Here is a 19742-nt window from a genome sequence, read left to right as displayed (position 1 = left end):
TAGATATCCGAGATGCCCGGTTTACATGCTCTTCGAATTTTCAGGATGGATTGATCCCATGAGCGGAGCTAATGGCATCGTCTTGGCTACAGTCAAGTTTCAGGCTAAGGGGCGGCTCAAACCCTCGCAGGTCATAACGGCCAAGCAAATGATGTTGAGTCATCTGGAGACTGGCATCTCGGTCACCGAGCTGGCCAAAGCCTGCGGATTGTCGCGCAGTCATTTCACGCGGATGTTCAAGGCAAGCACGCGAGCGACACCGCAACAATGGTTGCGAGAGCAGCGGCTTAGGAAGAGCAAAGAGCTGCTGCAGGCCTCGACGATGATGCTGGTAGAAATCGCTCTGGAGTGCGGTTTCTACGATCAGCCCCACTTCTGTCGAACGTTTATGACAGTCGAAGGAGTGACGCCTCAGGCATGGCAGCAGCAATTCAACTAGCTGATCCATATTCTGCTCCCGTGATGCAGCGGCCTGCGCCGTTGCAAGCGGAGCGCGCCGGCCCACGGATGGGCCAGAGGCGTGAGGATGGAAGCCCGATAGGGCCGTAACCTGGCTATGTCAGGGTGCGGTTTACGACAGCCGTCCCCAGCGGGGCACGCCCAGAGAATAGATACATGCCTTTGCCCCAAGTGCTATTGGCTGGAACGGCTGTTGGCATTTACCGGGGTCGATTTAGCGGGGCGGTGCAGATGCGCGCCGGTTGGATCGGTGATTTGAATGACGTTACCGTGCTGCCAGCCATCAGCATGGGGATCAGCTGCAGGTATTCGAATATCGGCCCGCTGAGCTTTTGTCTTTGCTGCATCCACCCCCAGGCGCCGATTGCGCTGTTCGACCATCTGCGGGTCAGCCTGCCCATCTGCGGTAAAGCCCATCATCAACTGCGGAACGCCTACCGGTAGCGCTTTGTCCTGATCGGTGTGCCAGGTGTGCCATGTCTTACCATAGGTATTCGCCAGGCGCTCCATCAGGGCATGTTCAGCAGGTGCAGGAATGCCTGGCGCGATCAACTGCCCAGAGGAGACCTCATACCCGTGGCTGTGCCACATCGCCTTCTCCTTGGGTGGCAACCCGGCAAACAGCTTCTCGTCGATGATGTACTCGACGCCCATGATTTTCGCGCCCTTGGTGTTGCCGTCGAAGATCACACACTGAATGACCTCCTCATTCAGGATCGAGCAGTAATGGTGAGCTTCCATCTGCACGTCCGGATGGCCGTTGTAGAAGTGAAAGCCATCCAGGTAGGCGTTGATAGCGTCAATGGGAGGCTTGGATTGTAGCGTCGCGGCGCCGGCTTCCAGCAGCTGGGTTTTAGCAGACTCGGGCCTGCCTGGTGTTTCCACAGGCGACTTCGTTTCGGGAGCGGAACAGGCCCACAGCAGAGTGCAGGCGAGGGGAAGGGTTATCGTTTGGAATAGCTGTCGCATGAGAAAGGCTCTGGTTGGTGTCTTTAGAGGACAACCATGGCCGATGAAGCGGACAGCCTAGCGGACGAACGGGCCGCGTCGATTAAGAATTGCGAGCAAAAGAAAGCCCGCTGCTAGGCGGGCAAGGTCTATCACACGTAGGGATAGCTGGAGTCTCGGGCATCGCATGTGAAAAGCGCGTGAAGATAAGGTCAGCAAAATGCTGACGTTCGTAGTTGAGGTTTCAACGACCCAGACCCCAGCCCCTTCCGTCCGTATGCCCACTGAGCGAGAACCCCTGACAATTCGGGATATGGTTCGCTATCTCGTACTTACGCCAGTCCAGCATTGCATCACCGTCGATCTCCTGCGGCTTTTTCTCGAGGAGCCATCGCACGGTGTTGAGGTACTGGTCATGCGAAAACACCACGATCTCATTGGCCGAGTGTTCTGTGATTCGGTCAAGAAAATGCAGAGCCCTGGCCACGAGATCACGGAAGGACTCCGCTCCCTCACCGTCAGAAAAAGCAGGATCTGATCTCTGCCAATAGGCATCGACCCAGCCCCGCCGCTGTGCGAGCGTCGTATCCACACAGCGTGCCGGCGCCAGGTAGGTAAATTCGTAAACCGGCCACGTCTCGAAAGCTGCATTTGGATAGATGGCCGTGGTGGCCAGCGCGGTCGCTTGGGCGCGCAGAAACGGCGAGGCGACGATTAGGCCAGGAGCGCTCGCATGGAAATGAGCGACTATTTGGGCTTGCTCCAAGCCTTTTGCCGTCAAAGGAATGCTTGCGTGATCCCTGGTAGGCTCGCCAGCGTTGGCGGCGCTCTCACCATGGCGTATCAGCCTGACGCTCTTCATCAACTATCCTTTCCTGGCTCACGTTGCTTGGATTGCGCAATGCTGGCATGACAGCGAGTGGGCTAGCCATGGCGAATGGGAGAGATCGTGAAAAGAGATCTGAGCAAGGTGCTCATGCCTGACCACCCCTTGTACACCGAGGCTGTGGAAGCGCTGAAGTCCTACCATCAGGCCGAAGCTGATGGAGTCGAAGGGATGGAGCTGGAGCGTCTGCGGTTGATGGCCGAGCATCGCTTTCAAGCCGTCACTGATTATCAGCTTCGAGCCCTGGGTGGGCCGGCAGAGAAAGGCCATCGAGCCGTTGGCTGATCACGTCCTACCTATCAGCTATTCAAGGCTTTCTGCACGTCGTCGACCGTACCGATCCAGTGACGGCCATTGTCGCGTGGACTGAAGCCCAACCTTTCGGCGAACGCTGATGCGTTGGCATTGGCAGGCTCGATGGCCAGGTAGCGATAGCCGAATTGGTGGGCGTACCGGTCGACCTCCACGTCCACAACAACATGCCCGAGCACCTCAGGCAATCCATCAAGCGTGAGATGGTTAATCATCCCTTGGCAGTGCTTGCCACGTGTTTTTCTAGAGCATTTGCGGCTCGATCACCGGACTGAGTGTCCACACGGTCACTCAAAGTTTGACAGAGATGGCGTAGCTGCGGAATCGTGACTCCTGTATTTGTGCTGATTCGCATGTGTGCCTGAAGCTGTGGCTCGACTCCCGCAAGCGCGGAAAGCATTCCCACTGTGGCCAGCTCACGCGTCTTCCAATCCAAGGTGTCTCGTTCGAATATGTCACCAAACAGGTGAGTGCGGAGGTATTGGTTAGCTATCGGGGCAAAATCGAACAGGGGCCCCTCAACCGGTGAACCCGACAACTTCGTCTGGTTAGCGGTACCTGCGGCCAGCAGAGCGTCACCCTGAGGTATTGGACGGCTAGGTTCGCGACCTGGATCGTCAACGATGCCGCGCTGTTTGCGTGATTCCAGCACCTGCATCAGCTCCGTCAGCGCGTTGAGAGATCGGGGGAAGCCGGCATAGGCGTAGAGTTGTACAAGTACCTCACGCAGTTCGCTGACCGTTAGTTTCAAATCCAAGGCCTGATCCAGAGCAGTATTCAAGCGGGGCAAGTCACCAATGGCAGCAAGCGCGGCTGCGACGACAACCGCTTGTTGTTCCTCGCTCAGCAACTTGGAATTTGATTGGGATGAAATGGGGTGGCTCATGACATTGCGCGTTCCGATTGGATCAGACGAGGCCATCTCCGTAGCACCTAGTCCAATCATGAATGTGGTTGCTATCCCGGCATTGATCCACTTACTGAGCATGCGGCCCGCTGTATTGTTCATCGGTCACTTTCTCCATCCAGTGGACATTTTTACCTTCAGCTGTCGCTGTAACAGCAAGGTGCGTCATGCTCGTTGTGGGGGCAGCTCCATGCCAATGCTTAATGCCTGGAGGGCACCACACGACATCCCCAGGACGAACCTCCTGGATAAAGCCGCCCCATTGTTGAGTCAGGCCTACCCCCGAAGTGACCACCAGCCGCTGGCCAGCAGGATGGGTATGCCATGCAGAACGTGCCCCCGGCTCGAATGTCACGAAGCTTCCCGAGGCGCTAATACCCGAGTCCGCAGGCCACACCGGATCAATCCTCACGGCACCGGTGAAGAATTGAGAGGGGCCAACCATAGAGGCCTGTTTACCCGCTCTGGTTATTTCCTGTTGGCGGGATGAGGAATTTTCAGCTGCTTCGCTCGATGCGAGTTGCAACGCAGAGAGGCATATCGCAGCTGTGATGGGGTGAGCATTCATGTTGGAAACCCTCATGGTCAGAGATCTTGGGTAGCACGTGATCTCAGCTCAGCCTTTTTCCACCGGGCCACTCAGGAAGACATCGTCAGTCACTGGCTCCAGCCAATCTACGGCCCTCCCATCCATATATTCATTGATCGCGACATGCTGCATAGCCGTAGTATCCGTCGCGCCATGCCAATGTCGGAGTCCGCAGTTGCACCAGATCAGATCGCCTGCGCGGATCTCGGTCTTCGGGCCATCTTCACACTGCGTCCAGCCCACCCCATCGGTAACTAGCAAGGCTTGTCCCAAAGGATGAGTGTGCCAGTGGGTACGAGCACCTGGCTCGAAGTTGACCACTGCAACGCCAACTCGAGCGGGGGCAGGCGCTGTGAAGACGCGGTCGATGCGTACTCGCCCCGTGAACCATTCGGCAGGCCCTTGGATCGCATTGGCCGAGCCTGCACGGTGGATTTGCGTGGCCACGCTGGAAAGGTTGTTGGCCGCCATGTTGTTTTAACCTCTCAAAAATGTAATTGAGACAACTGTAGCGACCGCGCTTTAATTCGAGTATTAGCAAAATCAAGAAATCGGTTTGAAGCTGAGCTTAACAATGAAAGCAGACAATCTGAGCGATCTGGTGGTCTTTGTGGCCGTAGCCAGGGAGAGTAATTTCACTCGGGCAGCGGCACGATTGGGTGTGTCACCTTCAGCCGTTAGCCAGACAGTAAGGGGTCTTGAGGAACGCCTCGGTGTTCGCCTCCTCACCCGTACCACCAGGAGTGTCACGCGAACGGAGGCAGGGGAGAAACTGCTTCAAGATATCGCGCCGCTATTGGATCAGATCGATGCTCACCTGGGTGGCCTGACCGAGTTCGGGCAACACCCCTCAGGGACGGTGCGGATCACAGCCGATGAGTTCGCCGCCCGCCATGTTCTATGGCCGAAACTACAGCCGGTGATCGAGTCCTACCCGGATGTCACGATTGAATTGATGACCGATTACGGCCTGACCGACATCGTTGCCGAGCGATTCGATGCGGGTGTACGTTTGGGCGGCATCATCGATGCAGATATGGTGGCTGTGCCCATTGGGCCGCCCATGCGGATGGTTACCGTAGCCTCACCCGCCTACTTGAAGCGGTATGGAGTACCCCGCCGCCCCGAGGAGTTGATGGCCCACAGGTGCATCAACCTGCGGTTGCCTACGCACGGCGGCCTTTATCCTTGGGAGTTCACCCACGATGGCAGCGAGTTTCGCGTCCGGGTGCAAGGGCCCCTGATCATGAACAGTTCGTTGCAAATACTGGATGCCTGTCTGGCAGGGGTGGGTTTGGCCCAGGTGACCGATGTACACGCTCAGGAGCATATCGGCAGCGGTGCCCTCGAAGAGGTATTGGCTGAGTGGTCGGAGCTCTTCCCTGGTTATCACCTTTACTACCCCACGCGCCGGCAGCAAACCGCTGCTTTCAGGGTTGTTCTTGAAGCACTCCGAAGCGAGTAAGAGGTTGCGTGATGTCATATGTCCAGCCGGCTTTCAGTGCTGGGAAAATTCGACTCGGATATCGTCACTGCCAAGCATCTGCATCAGGCCGTCGGGGTTTTCAATGTTTCCGATACGGGTGTAAGAGTAGGACGTTTTGAATGTCTTGTAGAAGACCACCAGGGTTTTTGATCCATACAGCATGACGTCCCCTGCCTTGATCGTTCCTGGAACGCTCGCATCCTTGGGGAGTGATACCGCGAGATCGACATACTTTTCGTTACTGTTGAGATCGGCCATTTCAAGCGTCAGGGGTATCAACGCGGAGAAGGCACGAGCTGCCTCAGTGTCAGCCAACCTGATTCTGTAATGCCGCTCGCCTACTGACATCTGCATGTAGGGTATCTCCTGTTGAGCTTTCGCTTCGCCAGATTTCGCCGTTTGGAAATCAGATGCACTAGCCGGAAATGTGTGAGCTAAAACAAGTGTCAGTAGTCCACTTACCCTACCAAGGTGCTGCAGAACAGGCCATCGATAGACAGCGGCCTTTTCGGTTATAGGACATAAAGCCCTGTGGGGTGTGTGCCTTCTCATTGCATCTCCTTGTATCCTGGGTTGGGCGACGTCTTATAGGCTGAGGATCAGGGTACGATGGGGAGGGAGGAAGCTGACCTTTCCGCACCTAAACGCAGTTCCGCAATATCGCGTTTTGGAGGCATGCCGAACTGGCGCCCGTACTCGCGGCTGAACTGCGATGGACTTTCGTAGCCAACCTTGAATGCGGCAGTCGCTGCATCGAGGTGTTCGTTGAGCATCAAGCGTTTTGCCTCGTTCAACCTCAACCATTTCTGGTACTGCAGTGGACTCATTGCGGTGAGCTGCCGGAAGTGCTGATGGAATGTGGAGAGGCCCATCTGTACCTTAGAGGCGAGCTCGTCCACCCGCAGAGGCTCGGCGTAGTTGAGCTTCATCCAGTCGATGGCCTTTGCGATTCGATGACCCTTGCTGCCAACGGAGGCGATATAGCGCAGGAGAGGGGCTTGGTCACTTAGCAGCAACCGATAATGTATCTCTCGCTGAATCAAGGGCCAGAGCACCGGGATCGCATCGGGCTCCTCCAACAGCTCAATCAGGCGGGTGAAGCTCTCCAATAGCTTCTGGCCCAGTCCACCAACTCCAGCGCTGGTGTAAAAGGACTGACCGCTCGCAGGAGGGCGACCATCTTGCGCGATCAATTCGGCCAGTGTGCGCAAATCGAGCTTGAACACCAAGCCAAGACAGGGGGCTTCCTCGCTGGCCACAGTCACCGCAGAGTTGGCGGGAATGTTTAGCGATGTGACCAGAAAACGAGTCGTGTCGTATGGGAATACGTCACCGCCGATAACCATTTCCTTTGCCCCTTGCGCAACCAAAACGATGCTTGGTTCGACAATGCACGTAATCGGTGGGGCTGGTGCGTTGCGTCGATAGACGCTTAGGCCTGCAATGCTTGTCGCGAAATCTCCAGCGGTGGGCGCGTGGGCACCGATGATCCTACACAGTGTGGCCCTTGGGTTCGTGCATGAAGGCGGCAGTGCGGTTGCGGGCATGGTGAGCGTTCCGATCAGCGTATAGCGAAACACTACTCGCGCGTCGCTTTAAGTGTCCATGCCCAGTCAGCTAGCTCTGGACAATTAGGCAAGAAAACTACCGGTTTGCTCTACTGGTGTGCTGGTGCACGCGGGGAACATGGGTGGCAGGTGAGAAGACCCTAGCGTCCGTGAGCGATGTCCTCTCACATCCCTTCCATTTCGAGCAGACAGGAAGATGTGCATGAAGTCTTTGTTCGTTACGTTTGCCTTGATGGCCAGTTCACTCACTGCGGGAGCCGCCAATATGTCCCATGGGGCCAACAATTTCTATCAGAGTGAGCAGGTTTCACTCGAGCGCGTCACCTTCAAGAACCAGTTCCAGATGACCACTGTCGGGAATCTGTATCTGCCAAAAAAACAGAGCGTGAATGCTAAGCATCCCGCAATCATCGTTGGACACCCGATGGGGGCGGTAAAGGAGCAAAGCTCGAACCTTTATGCCCAAAAGCTGGCAGAGCAGGGCTTCGTGACCCTGGCCATCGATCTGTCGTTCTGGGGTGAAAGTGACGGTCGTCCGCGCAATCTGGTGTCGCCGGACATCTATGCCGAAGACTTCAGTGCGGCGGTCGACTATCTCGGTGCTCAAGGTTTCGTTGATCGGAACCGTATTGGCGTGCTGGGTATCTGTGGAAGCGGCAGCTTCGCCATCAGTGCTGCGAAAATTGATCCACGCATGAAAGCGATTGCCACGGTCAGCATGTACGACATGGGTGCCGCCAACCGCAATGGACTCAAGCATGGCGTCTCGGTCGAACAGCGCAAAAAGGCTATCGCCGAAGCAGTAGCCCAGCGTGATGTCGAGTTTGCCGGAGGCGAAACCAAGTACACCAGTGGCACAGTGGATCAGCTAACAGAGAGCTCTAATGCCATTGAGCGGGAGTTTTACGACTTTTACCGCACACCTCGTGGTGAGTTCACACCCAAAGGGTTGTCGCCGCTTCTGACGACCCACCCGACTCTGACCAGTAACGTCAGGTTCATGAACTTCTATCCGTTCAATGACATCGAGACGATCTCGCCTCGTCCAATGTTGTTCATCGCAGGAGAGGAAGCTCATTCCCGTGAGTTTAGCGAGGAGGCGTATCGCCTTGCCGGCGAACCCAAGGAGTTGGTAATCGTGCCAGGCGCAGGCCATGTCGATCTCTATGACCGCGTCGAACTGATCCCCTTCAGCAAGCTGACCACCTTCTTCCGAGAAAACCTCAAGTAACTACTGCTATTCCCAGACCCAGCTCCTGAAAGCTGGGCCTGGGCGCATGTGTCTTTTGAAATCGCTACAACGAGAACCGCCATGAGCAGCCCAGCAATCTCCCTTCAACACTCAAGTCGTCAGGTCTGGAGCGCTGTCCTGGCGATGTCACTCTGTGCCTTCGCATTGGTGGCATCTGAATTCTTGCCGGTGAGCCTGCTCACGCCGATTGCATCCGATTTGTCATTGACTGAGGGGCAGGCCGGCCAGGCTATTTCCATCTCCGGCTTCCTTGCTGTCATCACAAGCTTGTTGCTCTCCAGCTTAACCCAGGGGATCGACCGCAAGCCTGTCCTGCTTGCCACAACTGTGCTCATGCTGGTTTCAGGTGGGATGGTGGCCTTTGCTCCGAACTATCTCACCTTGATGGTAGGGCGCGCCGTGCTTGGGATTGCCATTGGTGGTTATTGGTCGATGTCCACTGCAGTAATGATGCGCATCGCACCTGAAGCGCTCGTTCCGAAGGCCATTGCCGTTATGCAGGGCGGTACAGCGTTGGCCACGGCAATCGCAGCGCCAGTTGGAAGCTACCTAGGCGGCATGATTGGCTGGAGAGGGGCATTCTTTTGCGTCGTGCCATTGGCCGCATTGGCGTTGATCTGGCAAGCATTCACACTGCCGGCCATGCCGAGTGAGCGGACTCAAGTATCGGCCACCGGCTCCTTGCGTTTGCTGGGAGACAGCAAAGTCGCTCTCGGCATGGCTGCAGTAGCGTTTCTCTTCATGGGTCAGTTCACACTATTCACATATCTGCGACCCTTCCTGGAAACGGTCACGCATGTCGATGTGCCCACGCTCTCGCTCCTGCTCTTGATCATCGGTGTGGCAGGATTGGTGGGCACTATGTTGGTCGGCTCCTTCGTTGGCCGAAACCTGAATAGAATTTTGATAGGCATACCGTTGATCATGACTGCCACCGTATTTGCCGTGATCGCGGTTGGTAGCTGGGTGGTTCCGGTCGCCGCATTGTTGGGGTTGTGGGGGCTGGTTGCGACCTGTGCGCCTGTTGGGTGGTTCACTTGGTTGGCCAAAGCGCTGCCACACAATGCAGAAGCCGGTGGTGGCTTGATGGTCGCGGTTATTCAGTTGGCGATCACTGCTGGTGCAACTGCAGGCGGGGTGCTGTACGACGGGATGGGTTATCAGGCTACCTTCATTGCCAGTAGCGCGTTCTTGTTCATCGCAACCACGCTGAGTGTTATCACAAATCGCAGGTGAAATACGGCACCGCAATTGTGGGGCAGCTATCCTTCCTTGGCTCACGTTGCTTGGTTTGCGCCATGCTGGCATGACAGCGAGTGGGCTAGCCATGGCGAAAGGGAGAGATCGTGAAAAAAGATCTGAGCAAGGTACTCTTGCCCGACCATCCGCTGTACACCGAGGCTATGGAAGCGCTGAAGGCCTATCATCAGGCCGAAGTTGATGGGGTCGTGGGTATGGAGTTGGAGCGCCTCAGACTGATGGCTGAGCATCTCTTTCAAGACGTCACTGATTATCAGCTTCGAGCCCTTGGCAGGCCGGCAGAGAAAGGCCATTGAGTCTCTGGCAGACCAGGTCTTACCTATCAGCTATTCAAGGCTTTCTGCACGTCGTCGACCGCACCGATCCTGTGACGGCCATTGTCGCGCGGGCTGAATCCCAGCCTTTCGGCGAACGCTGATGCGTTGGCATTGGCAGACTCGATGGCTAAGTACCGATAGTCGAATTGGGGAGCCAACTCCACGAGGCGCTGCACCAGCGCTTGACCATGTCCAACACGTTCCTTTGTGAAGCCGATCCGAGCCAGGACAAGGCACTCCCTTGGCCATTAGTCATTTGGTTTCACAAACATCCGGATGTAGATGTCGAACTGCGGGCTCAGGGCGGACACGGTCGCGAAGGTTCGGCACACCCGCTGCTGGACGTATCTGGGCTTGTACGTGAACCTTTCCAGGATGAACTCCGCCACATGAGGCTTGAGTTCCTCACAGCGTTCTTCGGCAAAGGCGTGCCATTCTTCGTCACTGTCCTCAATCGGAGGAAGTGTGGGCATCGTTTTGACCTCGGTCGCTGGCTAGAAAAGCGAGCGTAGATGCCTTTTTGGAGCTAGCAACAGCGATTATCGACAAGCGCCTGCCAAGGTGAATCCGTCTGTACATTCAACCAGAGAGGCAGTGGTTCATGGAGAAATGTATGAAGCCCATTGACGCGATACGAGGCAAGCAAGGGGACATCCGACGCCTGATCGAGACCTATGACTTCACTGAGCCCAAACTCTTCGGCTCTATCGCTCGAGGCGATGACCACGAAGGGAGTGACCTCGATCTGCTCGCCACCATCCCTCCAGCAATGGCCTGGCAAGATTTCCTTATTCGACATCGCCGAACTCGAGGATGAACTTCAGGCCATGGTGGGCGTCCCGGTCGACTTCCACGTCGCCAACAACATGCCTGAGCACCTCAGACAATCCATTGAGCGTGAGATGGTTACGCTGTAGCTGTGAACATGCTTGCGATGATCCTGGCGTCGAGCAGGGCGTGATGAGGCAGTTCTTCCCCATCATTCGTCGCGGTCAGGGTCGTGGCATCAGTAGGGAAGTTTCTGACGTTCTTGGGCCATTTCCCATCGTCATAGGCGAGCTCGCAGAACAGCTCCCAGTCGTAGGCAGGTGCGTCAGTGACAATCTCGAGCTCTTCGTCATAGGTTGCCAGGAACCCTAGGAGCGCCGCTCTGGCCTCGATAATCGGCATGGCGTACTCGCCTCCCCAGAGCTGCGGCAGTACGATCTCCTGCACGAACTCACTGCAGTCTTTTTCTCGCCACGCGTCCATCACTTCCACGTAGAATTCCCGGCGATCCTGGCCAACCAGAGCCAGGGAGATCAGCTTTGCCTGCGCGGTGAGCTGAGTGAACTCACAATCGAGAAAGAGCCTCATCTGTTGGAACCTCTGCAATGACTAGGGCCCGCCTTGAGTTGTCCCAGGAAGGCTGTCTGTGGGAAATCGCCTTGGCGTATTTCGGCCCCGAAAAGCTGTTGGAAACGATTGTAGATCTGTGGGGCGGTGCGAGCCCTCCCTCAAGGCCGACCGTCGAGCACCTGTCGACCGACACGCTACCCGCAGATGTCGTGAATATACTGAAAATTGCCCAGGTGCGAGTCGGGGCCCTCGTTCCGGATCGCGTGCCTGTACCAGGTGTTGTCACGTTGTACGCCCGGCACGCCAATGACCTCGCCGATGGGATCCTGGCAAGACTGCCGAGAGGCGAGCTCACCCGTACCTTGCGGGGATCGCAGTTAGAAGTCGAACTTGGCCTGTGACGTCCACTTGCGGCAGGGAGAAGTGATGTGACGATTGATCATCGACTGCGGAGCCTGGAGATCGCGAGGCGCAGAGCGCTGTGGGCACTTGCCGATCTACAGCCTGGGGACGCTCGTGCTGAAAAGGTGCTGGCTGAACTCGACGAGGTTGAACAGGCTCTGCAGGGCGTCGTGAGCGGTGATCAACTCTTCGCCCAGGAGCTCGTCGATGTCGTCACCTCGAAGCTCCACAACGATGTTCAGCTGGTCGTCGAGGACAGCATCCCCGAGCCATGGCTGCAGCGCTTCCAAGCGGCAAGTGTTGGGTCTACCCGGCTGGCAGAGGGGCCCTATCTGCGCGACTTCGAGAAGTTTGTGGCCGGGTGGCAACAGGAGCTTGAGCACCTGAACGCCCATCGGGCCCACAGATCCAGTACGAGGTCGCAGTGAAAAGAACGATCCTGGGTATGGCAGAAGCCGGCGAGCCGCTATTGCAGCAGGCTCTCCAAGCGATCCGTGACCATCAGAGGGCTGTGGACGAGGGGCAACCAGCCGATGTGGTGGAGCGGCTTCGCATCGAGGCTGATCACCTGTATCAAACCGTCATCGACTACCAGCTGCACAAGGCCGGCACGCTTGGGCAGTCAGTTCACTGATTGCAGTGATCTCTAGACGCGACGGACTCGTTTAATGAAGTGTCGGCTTGATCTCGTCCCCGTCCTTGGCCACGTAGTCCAACGTAGAGGTAAGTGAACGATGTCCTGTCTGCTCGGCAATCTATCATGCTCATTTTCAGGTTGCCCAGATGCACTCCAAGCATGACACGGGCTTCAGTCATTACTCAGGTACAGGCTCACTTCGAGAGCTGATTGGACATGGCCATGGCTGCAAGCGGAGCGCGCCGGCCCGGAGGGCCAGAGGCGAGAAGATGGACGCCCGCAGGGCCAAATCCCGGCGCAGTAGGGGTTTGGTTCACGACAGCTGTGCCCGCAGGGCCGAGCTAGCAATTTTGCGGATTCAAGGAATCCCTGGAATCCTCGGCACGCCTGGCTTACAGCCCGGAAGACTCCTAATTTTCGGATTTCTTTGCGGATTTTCCGAACACTGCGCGCAGGTCAAGGCGTATCAGGCGGCACTAGGTTACAGACCGGCTTTCCATTCCTAGTGATCACGAATGAATGGCCTTCCTGGAGGAGCCTCACGAGCCGCCTGAAGCCCCTTCTTGCCTGCGTTACGCTGATCACCTGCATGTTGAACTCTTTTTGGATGAAGTGCTAATTTGAAACTTTAGAATGCCCTAACAATTTTTCTGAGGAGTTCGGAAAAGGCTAGAATTAAAAATTTTAGGGGGTAATAAAAATCAAGAGAGTAAAGTTAAAAATAAGGGCTTTGAGCATACTGTTAACCCTGCTGACGGTGACATCCTAATGGTGTCGAGCCTGCGGTATAGTTACAACTTGGCATCTGGGCCAACGGGGTGGTAATTTCCGCAGTGGTGTTTGTTCTGGCTTGGATCGCGTTTTTCTTTGGCTTGGGCTCGATTGTCGATGGTTATCATTATAGCTCTGTGAATGGGTTCGCAGAATATGCTGGTGATGTAACGCGTTGTGCATTTACTCTTGCCTGCTTAACTGCGGTATTTTTTGTAGGGATGGGGATTAATCTATTCTATAAAACCACCGTGCTTGAAACGTGGCAGTCGATTGTTCCTGCAAAGTTAGTGGAACGCTTCAGTAAGCTTCATCGATAAGATATTGCGGGCCGCTTCGCGGACGGCTGGCGTGAACCAAATCCCGCCCAAGGCGGGTTTTGGCCCTGTCGGGCTTTCATCCTCCCGTCTGCGCGCTCCGCTTGCAGATCTCTGAGTTCCAGCATGGTCTCGCATTGACTCGCTGCTGGTAGCAATGCAGCTAGTCGGGCTCCGCAATAATGAATTAGTTATTTAATCTATGTAGAGCCCAGCCTGGTAGCTAATTTGTTAAGAATTAGCCTAGTGGGCATTGATTCAAGGAGAGCAGGTTGTTGTTCCATTGCCCATCGGCATAAGTTCGCAGATAAGCGGCCTTGCCGTTCTCCCTAACTACGCCGATATAAGCCTTCTTCCCGCTCGCTGGGTCTTGTACATAAAAGGTATTGGATTTGGCATCGATACTTTGAATGACCTGTTCCCTTGTCCATTTCCAGCCCGCACTTGGGTTGCCCAGGTGGGTTATGTGCTCATGGGAACTGTTCACGTTAGGTTTGGTAATGCATGTCACTACTACGTCAGCCATTGCGAGTTCCTTTCGTGATGATCGTTGGATAGCGGATTAAGTCCACAATTTCCTTTGTAGTGGCTCTTGGCTATCCGTGTCAAAGGCTGATGGGTGCTGAAAAGTTGGCGCCAAATTGTTGGCTAGCTCATTGCTTGGGTGCTGGACTTAGAAGTATCGGAGCTTTCAGAGAGCATGCGCGAAATCACTGTTTACTCGAAAGGCCCCAGGCTAGTGGGGCCTTCACTTGGGCATTAACTTACAATTGTGACGCTGTCCCTCCAGGCATTCACTGCTTGATCGATTTCATCCATGCTTGACCAAGCGATAGAGCCGGAAGGTAAGGCTGTATCGTCGAAGCCAAGAATCCCATCAAGCAATTGCTTGACTACATTGTAGTGCTCGGCATTGGTTTTGATGTTGTTCATAGAGTTCTCAGGCTTGTCACTCTCAATTACTTCTGAGAAATAGGCTGCTTCAAAATTACCGATAGAGGCCACAACACGGGAGTAGTCGCTCATTTGGGCAAGAATTTTCGTGTTGTTTGTCCAAGCAGGATTCGTGATTTCAGTCTCGTTGTAGACTTTCTTTCCGTCTACGCTAGCTTTCTTATCGAGTGAGCGGGATTTTGTCTTTTGCTGATCAGTGTCATGAAGGACATAGTATTTGGTCTTGAAGTGGTTTAATACCTTCATCATCGATGCCACTGTGACCTTGCCTCTAGCCCTGATGATGTTGATGTCTTTGTATCGCAGGCTACCGTTATTGACCTCTCGGTCACGGATGTAGTTGAAGGCTGTATACTCTGTGTCGCCTTCGACAATTAATACTTTGCCGCCGAAGAAGGCTTCAGAGATGTGCGAGTCAAAGAGGTTCATCAGTTTGAGGTTTTCTTTATCGTCCTCGTCCAGCTGCACTCGATCCGGGCGATACAACGTTGTAGCGGAAACCTTATGATCGTGGTCTTTCTCCGCACGAATGATGGTTGTGTGATCTTTTGCAAGATCGATGAAGCTTGGCGAGTGGGTGGTGAGCATCACCTGCCAGTTTTCACTGTCAGGTAGGGAGTAAAGAACATCCCGTGCGGCCTGAGTGGCACGTGGGTGTAGGCCTACTTCTGGCTCATCAATCAGCAAAATATGAGAGATGTTTGCACCCAGGGGCTCGTGGTAGAGTTTCGCTTTGCTTCCTACAGTCCGGGCCTTGATACCTTTGTCGGCGAGTAGCTTGAGGATGGCCCACAGGGCAGTTCTCTGCGTACCACTGCCTTGCTTTTCTAGCGGGAAGGATGCCCCATTTGTTGCGCCCATCTCGAGTGAGAACTCTTCCCCGAGTAAATCGATATTGATCGGAGCCACGCTTTCAGGGGATATTACCTTCATTTGGTAGCCAGGAAAGATCTGCTCCAGAATCAAATTTGCCTGGGTCTGCATGGATGCAATCCCAGCAGCTTGAATATCTTTTGAGTCTTGGCGAAGGGTTCTCAGGCTGGCAATAATATTATCGTATCGAGAATTTTCGTCTTCTTCGTTGGCTTTGATTTTTTTAATATCATCTTCGAGCAAGCTTTTAAGCAACGAAGTAATAGCCTTGCTCTGGGCCTCCGGGCTATCGAATGTATTGACGCGATGGGGTTTCGGGCGTCTGGAGTTCGATAAAGATCTCATGCCCCAGGGCATTTTTTCTCTGTCTTCGGCTTCAGCCCATCGCCCTAGTTCGACGTTGTACCCGATACGAACCGGGTCGACGTTGGCCCCTGCCCATGACCACCGCTCCTTTACGACCCAGGTGTCGTTTGGTGCGACAGCACACCACTCCACACCAGGTTTGTTTTCCTCAATAACTACCGAATGTAATTCAATCTCCGGCAATGAATCCGGAACTATCTGCCGATTGTGGAAATCATCTTGGGTAAGTCTTTGGCCTTCAGTGACTACTTCAAATGCTCTAAGGATTGTACTTTTTCCAGAGTTGTTTGCCCCGACAAGAACAACAATTTTGTCGATATCAACCTCAATTCCCTCAGGCCCAATGCAGCCAAAGTTTTTAATCAAAAGTTTCGTTATTTTTGGAATCGACATTTCCCTATCTCACTCATGCTCATGTTTGGTGTTGGGCCGAATTCTTGTCTGGCCTTGCGAGCGTAGCTTGATGGGAATGGTGGCACAATGCCTTTAATTGCAACTGGATGTATGCTTTAGTAGCAGATGGAGACTTCGTTTTCACGCATTCAGGTATTTTGTTTAGGTCGTACATCTCCTTGGGATGTTGAGCTTCATCGCGCTCAGTAGCGAGGGGGTGAAGCGCAACATCGAGAAGCATGTGCGCCGGGATCTCATGGAAGGTGGCTGCCTGCTCTGCAGTGAGCATCAACCTCATAAGTGCCATCGTCGGCTTGTTACCGAGTACCTGAAAGAGCATTGGAGCGACGAGTCCATCGACGTCAAGCATCTCGTATGAGTGATAACAAGACCATCCTCATCGCCTACCCGAAGGAATTCCTCTGCTACTCGAAGCTGCAGAGGAAGGTGCAGTTCTACACCAGCCAATCCCCTGAGATTCAGCTGATCGCCATGGCTGATCCCAACGGATATGTGAGCGCCTATGCGGAAGAGCAGGGCCTCCCTTTCGAGCTAGTAGATGACCAGGCCGGCGCCGTCGAAAAAGCTACGCACGCGATTCTCTTTGAGGATCGCGAGTGCTTTGCTGAGTTGAGAGGTGCTTTGGGCCAGGCCACGATTCCGACTCGTGTAGTCCCGCTTCAGCTCACCCTGGTGGTGAACAAGGATCGAGGAGACATCTACGACGTCTACATCGGTCGAGGCACTATCTGGGGCAACCCCTACCAGATGGGCCAGGATGGTGATCGCGACGAGGTCATTCGCAAATTTGCCTATGACTTCGGTCGCGGCTTTCTAAAGGCATCTGAAAACCTCGAGCATAACCTAGGCATCATCAGGGGCAAGGTTATCGCATGCCACTGCAAGCCTGCTGCATGCCATGGAGATGTGCTGGCGGCACACCTGAACGCTCAGGACGATGGTCTATAGAATTCATGCAAACGTTGCCTACTAAGACAGAGCAGACTACTAGATGATCCGGCTGAGCTTTCGAGCAACTTAGCTCAGAAGCGGTTGCCTGCCATGGAACCGTCTCGTCCGGTGTGCTGAAGTCCCAGTGATGATCCAGAGAGACTGACACGTGTGCTTGGGATTTCAGAGCTTTCTCATAGGCACCAGTCGACCCCCGCAGTTCATTCGCTAGAAGTAATTAAACTAAGGGGGTAATTCATCTCTCTCTCAGTATTAACAGTTAATGTGTGCGTAAGGCTAGATGAAATATAAATTCTGCGATACGTTTTGAAAATTTTTTAAGCGATGCGGTGTTGGATTTTTTGGAGCAGCTCATCTGATAAAGTTGGGCGGCAGTGCGTCGATTTATAGCAGGTGAGGAGGGTGAAACTCCCAGGGCACGTAAATGTATTCGCCGGCTGCATTGCTTAAATTGCTTTTTTCCTTGTTGCACTTCTCGCAAAGTATTTGGAGGTTTGTGGGGTCGGTTGTTCCGCCGTTGCTTATAGGTATAATGTGGTCTATTTGAAATTTTTGCGAAGGATCGAATACACCAGTGAGGTTGGTTGAGCACTTCGCGCATCGCCCATTCTCGCGATAAAATAGAGCTTCCTTTAACCAAGCGGGCCAGTAGTTTGAGCGTTTCATTCTTCCGGTGCTGTGCAAGTAGTTCGGGTGCTGGGAGGCAGTGACGTTCGCAAATGCACTAGCAGTCCTTTCCCCAAATATTCGCATAAGCTCTTTGTCGTTGAATAAAATGCAGAAAACTTCGTGGGATATAATGTCGAGAGCGGGGCTTAGTTGAGCTAAGATATAGTCTCTGTGTCCGGGGGTGTTGTAGTCATGTAGATAAATAGCATTTATTTTGTAGTGGTCAAGTAGCTTGTGCGCTGCTGTTATGTATTCTTCGCCCGCTTTTTTGCGGAGGTAGTTCCACTCCTCCCACAAGTAGTGTGAGGTGAAACGGTGAAGAAGCGTCCATTTGGCTGGCTTGAAGGCGATCTTGAAGAAGTCCTCGTCAACGGCTATGGCCTGTTCAAAGTCAAGAAGGTCGGGGCCGTAATATTCACTATATGTTCCGGATATCCGGCGGCGTATTGCGTCTGCTGCACCTAATGATTCTTCCGAATGGGGACGAGAGAATGCCAATTTTTATGCCTCGTGATAAATCTGGATTAGAAACCGTCTGGGCTAGAGTGGTAAGCCCGCTTCAAGGGATTGAATGATGGCAGAATGGTTTCGTGAAGACAAATGTTAAGGGGTTCACGGCACAGAATACCGTGCATTCAGGTTTATTAGGCCGATCAGGTGCAACGTCAGTCGAGAAAGGTACAGTTAGTTTTGTTACCTCTTCCTGCTTTTCGTGGCAGTCCTTGCTTTTTACTGGATGATGCAGGGGGCAGAGATTTTGTGGGACATCATCTCGCTGCAAATCTGCAATCTCTGCCACTAACTTTGAAAGCGATTTAGATGCAGGTGCAGCTATTTCCTAGCTCAGCGTCAGCATAAGAGGGGGCAGGGGAGGGGCTTAGATTGAGGTGCCAATTAATCTGGTCGAGATTGCCCGGGGCGGTGCTTGATTTTCCCAGTTCAAGCCTCGGTAGGTAAGTGCGGCTCGTTGTGAATATGAAGTCCTTTGAGGTCTGCATCACGTATGGCGCGGACAGCCTTCAGTACATTTGCGAGCGATGACTTAAGCGTCATGCGGCTAAACCATAGGCAGGGTGTAGAGCAGGTACCTGGCTACCAGATGATATCAGATCCTCTATTAAACGTTGGGTGCTGAAAATTAAAGCAGTATCCTAGCCAGCCCGAAGGAACACTGTTTAGGTTATAGCCACTCCGATATCAATACTTAGACCAACCTGGCCGCCCATCTAGTTCTTCCAGAAGATCATCGTCATCATTTCTCGCACGATAGCTGTTCGACACAGGGCGAGGATCCATCTCTTCGAAGGTTAGGATTGACTGAGTCTGCCTGGTAGGAGCGTGGTAGGTAGCTTGTTCGTAGCAGGCGAAGCGCCGGGCATCATCACTGGTGCTCCAATCAATCCCCTCGATATCTGCCTCATGAACGCCGCTGATGCCTGCCTTGTGCGCTTTGGCTGCTGCAGAGTTCTGGGGGAGCGGAATCCCCTTAGTGATCCACACCCTGGCATCTCGCAGGGCCTTCGAGCCAATCGAATATTTGACCACGCCATCTTCAGCTACAACGAAAGCCAGATGGCCTTCAGAGGCCTGTGCGAACTTGGATGCGATGCAGGAGCGGGAGGCCTGGAAGTGATCAGCCAGATCGGCAAGGCTGTCCAAGGAAAAGTCTCGCTCCTCGGTTAATGGCTGGATCATTGCCCAGGGAACCAAGCACTCGGAAGCGAAGAGGTCACACGAAACCTCTTCCGGATGACGCCCTGTGAAGCGCTCTAGCTCATCACCAGGCACTTTCTCGCCGTGTTTGGACGGGAGCTCAAGGACATGGTGTGCGATCTCATGAAGGATCGTGAAACGCTGTCGAACCGGGCTGTCCTTTTCGTTGACGCAGATGTGCTTCTGTCCACGCCTTTCGAAGGTGTTACCTGCTTCACCCTCCTCAAGCTCCACACGTGAGACCTTGAAGCCCAAGTGAAGCGCAAGCGCCTCGACATCAACGGGTGCCGTGTTGATGCCAGCGTCTTTCAGTAGTTTTCTAGCTCGTGAGATGACAACGTTTTCGTCCATGA

28 protein-coding genes are annotated in these 19742 nt (G+C 54.1%); 12 read left to right on the top strand and 16 right to left on the bottom strand.

From position 1 onward, the window contains the following. Positions 1–58 precede the first annotated feature (58 nt). Positions 59–439, top strand: coding sequence for a helix-turn-helix domain-containing protein (locus tag D906_RS02990; protein WP_027615264.1), 381 nt, complete (start codon positions 59–61; stop codon positions 437–439). A gap of 194 nt (positions 440–633) precedes the next feature. Here the strand turns inward: D906_RS02990 and D906_RS02985 are convergent, their stop codons facing one another. Together D906_RS02985 and D906_RS02980 are read right to left on the bottom strand one after the other, a co-directional pair. Next, the gene (locus D906_RS02985; RefSeq protein ID WP_027615263.1) at positions 634–1428 is read right to left on the bottom strand and encodes an OBAP family protein; all 795 of its coding nucleotides are present in this window, start codon (positions 1426–1428) and stop codon (positions 634–636) included. 223 nt (positions 1429–1651) lie between these two features. Next, complete coding sequence (locus D906_RS02980) at positions 1652–2269, bottom strand: histidine phosphatase family protein (RefSeq protein ID WP_027615262.1); 618 nt, start codon at positions 2267–2269, stop codon at positions 1652–1654. Positions 2270–2356: 87 nt separating this feature from the next. Between D906_RS02980 and D906_RS02975 the strand changes: the two genes are divergently transcribed. Further along, complete coding sequence (locus tag D906_RS02975; RefSeq protein WP_027615261.1) at positions 2357–2578, top strand: hypothetical protein; 222 nt, start codon at positions 2357–2359, stop codon at positions 2576–2578. A gap of 14 nt (positions 2579–2592) precedes the next feature. Here the strand turns inward: D906_RS02975 and D906_RS26515 are convergent, their stop codons facing one another. From D906_RS26515 to D906_RS02955, 4 genes are all read right to left on the bottom strand, one after another. After that, positions 2593–2820 carry a hypothetical protein gene (locus tag D906_RS26515; protein ID WP_155953453.1) on the bottom strand — a complete coding sequence of 76 codons (228 nt, stop codon included), beginning with the start codon at positions 2818–2820 and terminating at the stop codon, positions 2593–2595. Continuing rightward, a complete protein-coding gene (locus D906_RS02965) occupies positions 2817–3614 on the bottom strand; it encodes a carboxymuconolactone decarboxylase family protein (RefSeq protein ID WP_027615259.1) in 798 nt (265 codons plus the stop codon). The genes D906_RS26515 and D906_RS02965 overlap by 4 nt, the downstream gene beginning before the upstream one ends. Further along, entirely contained in the window at positions 3583–3957 is a 375-nt protein-coding gene (locus D906_RS02960; protein WP_256204589.1) for a cupin domain-containing protein, read from the bottom strand. Before D906_RS02960 ends, D906_RS02965 begins: the two co-directional genes overlap by 32 nt. 171 nt (positions 3958–4128) lie before the next feature. Beyond that, complete coding sequence (locus D906_RS02955) at positions 4129–4572, bottom strand: cupin domain-containing protein (RefSeq protein ID WP_027615258.1); 444 nt, start codon at positions 4570–4572, stop codon at positions 4129–4131. Positions 4573–4675: 103 nt separating this feature from the next. Here D906_RS02955 and D906_RS02950 point away from each other — a divergent pair, with 103 nt between their 5' ends. Further along, complete coding sequence (locus D906_RS02950) at positions 4676–5566, top strand: LysR family transcriptional regulator (protein ID WP_027615257.1); 891 nt, start codon at positions 4676–4678, stop codon at positions 5564–5566. Between the two features lie 33 nt (positions 5567–5599). Here D906_RS02950 and D906_RS02945 read toward each other — a convergent pair whose 3' ends face one another. Continuing rightward, complete coding sequence (locus tag D906_RS02945; RefSeq protein ID WP_027615256.1) at positions 5600–5941, bottom strand: cyclophilin-like fold protein; 342 nt, start codon at positions 5939–5941, stop codon at positions 5600–5602. Positions 5942–6186: 245 nt separating this feature from the next. Beyond that, positions 6187–7134 carry an AraC family transcriptional regulator gene (locus D906_RS02940; RefSeq protein WP_033694625.1) on the bottom strand — a complete coding sequence of 316 codons (948 nt, stop codon included), beginning with the start codon at positions 7132–7134 and terminating at the stop codon, positions 6187–6189. 223 nt (positions 7135–7357) lie between these two features. Here D906_RS02940 and D906_RS02935 point away from each other — a divergent pair, with 223 nt between their 5' ends. The 3 genes from D906_RS02935 (at position 7358) to D906_RS02925 (ending at position 9963) form a co-directional block, all read left to right on the top strand. After that, positions 7358–8386: an alpha/beta hydrolase gene (locus D906_RS02935; protein ID WP_027615254.1), complete on the top strand. Its 1029-nt coding sequence runs from the start codon at positions 7358–7360 to the stop codon at positions 8384–8386. A gap of 81 nt (positions 8387–8467) precedes the next feature. Continuing rightward, positions 8468–9643, top strand: coding sequence for an MFS transporter (locus tag D906_RS02930; protein ID WP_027615253.1), 1176 nt, complete (start codon positions 8468–8470; stop codon positions 9641–9643). Positions 9644–9753: 110 nt separating this feature from the next. Beyond that, complete coding sequence (locus D906_RS02925) at positions 9754–9963, top strand: hypothetical protein (protein WP_081741861.1); 210 nt, start codon at positions 9754–9756, stop codon at positions 9961–9963. A gap of 26 nt (positions 9964–9989) precedes the next feature. Here the strand turns inward: D906_RS02925 and D906_RS26975 are convergent, their stop codons facing one another. Both D906_RS26975 and D906_RS02920 read right to left on the bottom strand, forming a co-directional pair. Then, positions 9990–10202 (bottom strand): GNAT family N-acetyltransferase, encoded by a 213-nt coding sequence (locus D906_RS26975; RefSeq protein WP_371262241.1) that lies wholly within the window; start codon positions 10200–10202, stop codon positions 9990–9992. Positions 10203–10232: 30 nt separating this feature from the next. After that, positions 10233–10457, bottom strand: a complete 225-nt coding sequence (locus D906_RS02920) for a hypothetical protein (RefSeq protein WP_027615252.1) — start codon at positions 10455–10457, stop codon at positions 10233–10235. Positions 10458–10585: 128 nt separating this feature from the next. On the opposite strand from D906_RS02920, the gene D906_RS02915 reads away from it, so the two are divergent. Next, positions 10586–10801, top strand: coding sequence for a nucleotidyltransferase family protein (locus tag D906_RS02915; RefSeq protein ID WP_371262237.1), 216 nt, complete (start codon positions 10586–10588; stop codon positions 10799–10801). 89 nt (positions 10802–10890) lie between these two features. Here D906_RS02915 and D906_RS02910 read toward each other — a convergent pair whose 3' ends face one another. Further along, positions 10891–11340 carry a 3'-5' exoribonuclease gene (locus tag D906_RS02910; RefSeq protein WP_027615251.1) on the bottom strand — a complete coding sequence of 150 codons (450 nt, stop codon included), beginning with the start codon at positions 11338–11340 and terminating at the stop codon, positions 10891–10893. A gap of 17 nt (positions 11341–11357) precedes the next feature. On the opposite strand from D906_RS02910, the gene D906_RS02905 reads away from it, so the two are divergent. The 3 genes from D906_RS02905 to D906_RS02895 are packed head-to-tail and all read left to right on the top strand — an operon-like array spanning position 11358 to position 12358. Next, positions 11358–11723: a hypothetical protein gene (locus tag D906_RS02905; protein WP_027615250.1), complete on the top strand. Its 366-nt coding sequence runs from the start codon at positions 11358–11360 to the stop codon at positions 11721–11723. Positions 11724–11750: 27 nt separating this feature from the next. Then, a complete protein-coding gene (locus D906_RS02900) occupies positions 11751–12152 on the top strand; it encodes a hypothetical protein (RefSeq protein WP_027615249.1) in 402 nt (133 codons plus the stop codon). Continuing rightward, on the top strand, positions 12149–12358 hold the full coding sequence (locus tag D906_RS02895) for a hypothetical protein (protein WP_027615248.1): 210 nt from the start codon (positions 12149–12151) through the stop codon (positions 12356–12358). Before D906_RS02900 ends, D906_RS02895 begins: the two co-directional genes overlap by 4 nt. A 459-nt stretch (positions 12359–12817) precedes the next feature. Here the strand turns inward: D906_RS02895 and D906_RS26970 are convergent, their stop codons facing one another. From D906_RS26970 to D906_RS02880, 3 genes are all read right to left on the bottom strand, one after another. Next, the gene (locus tag D906_RS26970; RefSeq protein ID WP_081741860.1) at positions 12818–12952 is read right to left on the bottom strand and encodes a type II toxin-antitoxin system Phd/YefM family antitoxin; all 135 of its coding nucleotides are present in this window, start codon (positions 12950–12952) and stop codon (positions 12818–12820) included. A gap of 735 nt (positions 12953–13687) precedes the next feature. Then, the gene (locus D906_RS02885) at positions 13688–13975 is read right to left on the bottom strand and encodes a DUF3892 domain-containing protein (protein ID WP_027615247.1); all 288 of its coding nucleotides are present in this window, start codon (positions 13973–13975) and stop codon (positions 13688–13690) included. A 233-nt stretch (positions 13976–14208) separates the two neighbouring features. Continuing rightward, positions 14209–16035, bottom strand: coding sequence for an ATP-dependent endonuclease (locus D906_RS02880; protein ID WP_027615246.1), 1827 nt, complete (start codon positions 16033–16035; stop codon positions 14209–14211). A gap of 184 nt (positions 16036–16219) precedes the next feature. Between D906_RS02880 and D906_RS02875 the strand changes: the two genes are divergently transcribed. After that, a complete protein-coding gene (locus tag D906_RS02875; protein ID WP_081741859.1) occupies positions 16220–16414 on the top strand; it encodes a DUF488 family protein in 195 nt (64 codons plus the stop codon). Next, entirely contained in the window at positions 16411–17004 is a 594-nt protein-coding gene (locus D906_RS02870; RefSeq protein ID WP_050591014.1) for a DUF4326 domain-containing protein, read from the top strand. The genes D906_RS02875 and D906_RS02870 overlap by 4 nt, the downstream gene beginning before the upstream one ends. 387 nt (positions 17005–17391) lie before the next feature. On the opposite strand, the gene D906_RS02865 is transcribed toward D906_RS02870, so the two are convergent. Together D906_RS02865 and D906_RS02860 are read right to left on the bottom strand one after the other, a co-directional pair. After that, positions 17392–18174, bottom strand: a complete 783-nt coding sequence (locus D906_RS02865) for an HNH endonuclease (RefSeq protein WP_050591013.1) — start codon at positions 18172–18174, stop codon at positions 17392–17394. 699 nt (positions 18175–18873) lie between these two features. Then, entirely contained in the window at positions 18874–19740 is an 867-nt protein-coding gene (locus D906_RS02860; protein WP_027615243.1) for an ImmA/IrrE family metallo-endopeptidase, read from the bottom strand. Positions 19741–19742 lie beyond the last annotated feature (2 nt).

It is taken from the genome of Pseudomonas sp. LAIL14HWK12:I1, assembly GCF_003202095.1.
In the GTDB taxonomy this organism is placed as follows: domain Bacteria; phylum Pseudomonadota; class Gammaproteobacteria; order Pseudomonadales; family Pseudomonadaceae; genus Aquipseudomonas; species Aquipseudomonas monteilii.
This window is presented reverse-complemented; position numbering and strand designations above follow the sequence as displayed.

Coding starts and splice junctions, on each gene's coding strand:
- D906_RS02875 (WP_081741859.1), top strand. CDS start 16,220: ATGTTGAGCTTCATCGCGCTCAGTAGCGAGGGGGTGAAGCGCAACATC.
- D906_RS02945 (WP_027615256.1), bottom strand. CDS start 5,941: ATGCAGATGTCAGTAGGCGAGCGGCATTACAGAATCAGGTTGGCTGAC.
- D906_RS02885 (WP_027615247.1), bottom strand. CDS start 13,975: ATGGCTGACGTAGTAGTGACATGCATTACCAAACCTAACGTGAACAGT.
- D906_RS26970 (WP_081741860.1), bottom strand. CDS start 12,952: ATGCAGGTGATCAGCGTAACGCAGGCAAGAAGGGGCTTCAGGCGGCTC.
- D906_RS02985 (WP_027615263.1), bottom strand. CDS start 1,428: ATGCGACAGCTATTCCAAACGATAACCCTTCCCCTCGCCTGCACTCTG.
- D906_RS02990 (WP_027615264.1), top strand. CDS start 59: ATGAGCGGAGCTAATGGCATCGTCTTGGCTACAGTCAAGTTTCAGGCT.
- D906_RS02935 (WP_027615254.1), top strand. CDS start 7,358: ATGAAGTCTTTGTTCGTTACGTTTGCCTTGATGGCCAGTTCACTCACT.
- D906_RS02950 (WP_027615257.1), top strand. CDS start 4,676: ATGAAAGCAGACAATCTGAGCGATCTGGTGGTCTTTGTGGCCGTAGCC.
- D906_RS26515 (WP_155953453.1), bottom strand. CDS start 2,820: ATGATTAACCATCTCACGCTTGATGGATTGCCTGAGGTGCTCGGGCAT.
- D906_RS02905 (WP_027615250.1), top strand. CDS start 11,358: ATGACTAGGGCCCGCCTTGAGTTGTCCCAGGAAGGCTGTCTGTGGGAA.
- D906_RS02915 (WP_371262237.1), top strand. CDS start 10,586: ATGGAGAAATGTATGAAGCCCATTGACGCGATACGAGGCAAGCAAGGG.
- D906_RS02870 (WP_050591014.1), top strand. CDS start 16,411: ATGAGTGATAACAAGACCATCCTCATCGCCTACCCGAAGGAATTCCTC.
- D906_RS02965 (WP_027615259.1), bottom strand. CDS start 3,614: ATGAACAATACAGCGGGCCGCATGCTCAGTAAGTGGATCAATGCCGGG.
- D906_RS02960 (WP_256204589.1), bottom strand. CDS start 3,957: ATGGTTGGCCCCTCTCAATTCTTCACCGGTGCCGTGAGGATTGATCCG.
- D906_RS02910 (WP_027615251.1), bottom strand. CDS start 11,340: ATGAGGCTCTTTCTCGATTGTGAGTTCACTCAGCTCACCGCGCAGGCA.
- D906_RS02980 (WP_027615262.1), bottom strand. CDS start 2,269: ATGAAGAGCGTCAGGCTGATACGCCATGGTGAGAGCGCCGCCAACGCT.
- D906_RS02955 (WP_027615258.1), bottom strand. CDS start 4,572: ATGGCGGCCAACAACCTTTCCAGCGTGGCCACGCAAATCCACCGTGCA.
- D906_RS02920 (WP_027615252.1), bottom strand. CDS start 10,457: ATGCCCACACTTCCTCCGATTGAGGACAGTGACGAAGAATGGCACGCC.
- D906_RS02880 (WP_027615246.1), bottom strand. CDS start 16,035: ATGTCGATTCCAAAAATAACGAAACTTTTGATTAAAAACTTTGGCTGC.
- D906_RS02860 (WP_027615243.1), bottom strand. CDS start 19,740: ATGGACGAAAACGTTGTCATCTCACGAGCTAGAAAACTACTGAAAGAC.
- D906_RS02930 (WP_027615253.1), top strand. CDS start 8,468: ATGAGCAGCCCAGCAATCTCCCTTCAACACTCAAGTCGTCAGGTCTGG.
- D906_RS02940 (WP_033694625.1), bottom strand. CDS start 7,134: ATGCCCGCAACCGCACTGCCGCCTTCATGCACGAACCCAAGGGCCACA.